The sequence below is a fragment of the Pseudomonas sp. HMWF006 genome, assembly GCF_003061205.1.
GTDB classification, from domain to species: domain Bacteria; phylum Pseudomonadota; class Gammaproteobacteria; order Pseudomonadales; family Pseudomonadaceae; genus Aquipseudomonas; species Aquipseudomonas monsensis.
In genome coordinates this window covers 18,236-20,047 of record NZ_QAIU01000598.1, presented here as the reverse complement: position 1 = coordinate 20,047, position 1,812 = coordinate 18,236, and the positions used below count along the sequence as shown (strand labels likewise).

Annotated in this window: 2 protein-coding genes; both read right to left on the bottom strand. The window is 61.6% G+C overall.

Features of this window, described 5'->3' with window-relative positions:
• Positions 1-921 (bottom strand): di-heme oxidoredictase family protein (locus tag DBR24_RS27775; protein ID WP_305889150.1); only part of this gene is annotated, 921 nt, incomplete at its 3' end.
• A 294-nt stretch (positions 922-1,215) separates the two neighbouring features.
• Positions 1,216-1,812, bottom strand: a 597-nt coding sequence (locus tag DBR24_RS34125; RefSeq protein ID WP_305889149.1) for an imelysin family protein, incomplete at its 5' end; no start/stop codon positions are given.

Here is a 1,812-nt window from a genome sequence, read left to right as displayed (position 1 = left end):
GTTCGGTGCCTGTTTGCAGGCGGTTTGCGCGTTGGTGCAGTCATCGAAGGGGCGCAGGCTGGTCGTGAGGCCCATGTCCCCGGAAAACGCGTGAACATTCTGCTGATTGAGATTCGGTTGCCCGGCTTTCCAGCCGAACCGGCCCATGACGGTCTTCTGCTGCGCGTCATCCCAGACCTGATTCGGCCGGCCATTGATGCCGTTGTTCGCTTTCGCCTGCGCGGCGGCGTTGGCGAGAATCGCCTCTTGCGGGATTGCTTCGAGCAAACCGAGGCCGATCATCGGCGGCGCGACCCGGGCGGAGAAACGCGTGTCCGGGTGCATCGGGCCGTAGCCCAGTTGAGTGAACTGCAGCACCGGTTTGCGCAGTTCCACTTCAGTGCCGTCCTTGAACCGGACCGGCACCGGGGTGTACTCGACGCGCACCTTGCCTTCGGGGACGACGCCGGGCACCGCCATGTCCTGGAACTGGCCGCCGTAGACCGGCTCCGGCACTACGCCGACCTGCTCGATGAGTTTGGCAAATTCAGGCGCGTCGGGAATCGACAGGCGCACCAGCATGGACACCGCGTTGGCTGCGTCCGGCGTCGGTGGATGGCCGCGACCGTCCTTGATGTGGCAGTTCTGGCAGGCGTTGGTGTTGAACAGCGGACCGAGGCCGTCCCGCGCAGTGGTGGTCGACGGTGCGATCACCCACGGGCTGCGGAAGAAACTGTTGCCGACACTGAAATCGACCCGGCGCGACGGCGGCAGGTTGGCCGAGGGCAGGGAGAAGGCGTTCTGATCGGTCTTGCGCACGGTCGCTGCACCGCCTGAACGCGCTTCACCAGGCTCAGCCTTGGTAAAGCGCGGAGCGTCATCACAGGCACTCAGGCCCAGGGCCAGAAGCAGTGCAGACAAGCGAAGCGACAGCGAAGGCATCGGACATCCTGCAGACGGGCGAAATTAAAGGCGCAAAGTCTAACAGGGCGAGGGGGTTTGAATAAGAGGAATTATCGTTTACTTGATTTACGGCAGGGTTTCACTTGAGACCGAGGTGCCCCTATCGCTGGCAAGCCAGCTCCCACAGGATTTGAGGTGTTTGCAGAATCCGTGTAAGTCACCATTCCCTGTGGGAGCTGGCTTGCCAGCGATGAGGTCATCAGCATTACAGCAAAAAGCAGGCATGAAAAAAGGCGACCCGCAGGTCGCCTTTTTTTGACGCAGACGCTGTGATCAGAACTCGTGATCAGCGTTGTCCGGGTTCAGGTCGCTGATGCCCAGTTTGCCAGCAGCGGCTTCGATCGAACCGGTCTGCTTGACCAGGGATGCGATGGCGTCGCGAACGATCTGGTTGCCCGCGGTGTTGCCGGCAGCGATCAACTGGTCGTAGTGCTCACCCTTGTTGGCGTGATCGACCATGACCTGGATCTTGGCTTCGGTAGCGGCCAGATCGGCTTTCAGCGCGTTGTCGGCAGCCGGGTCGGCCTTGGCCACCAGCGACGACAGGCTGGCGCCGGTCATTTTGGTGCCGTCGGTACGGGTGTACTCGCCCAGGTACACGTTACGAATGCCTTTGGCATCGTAGAAGTGCGAGTTGTGGGTGTTGTCGCTGAAGCAGTCCTGCTCGTCTTCAGGGGAGTTGGCTTCCAGGGAAACCTTCATGCGCTCACCCGCCAGTTCGCCCAGCGACAGGCTGCCCATGCCGAAGAGCATTTTGCGCAGACCGGTTTCAGCCGGCTCGGCTTCCAGGGTGGCGCGGTAGTTGTCGGCCACGTTCGGTTTCCAGTTGCCGACCATTTCTTCCAGGTCGCTGACCAGCAGTTGGGTCAC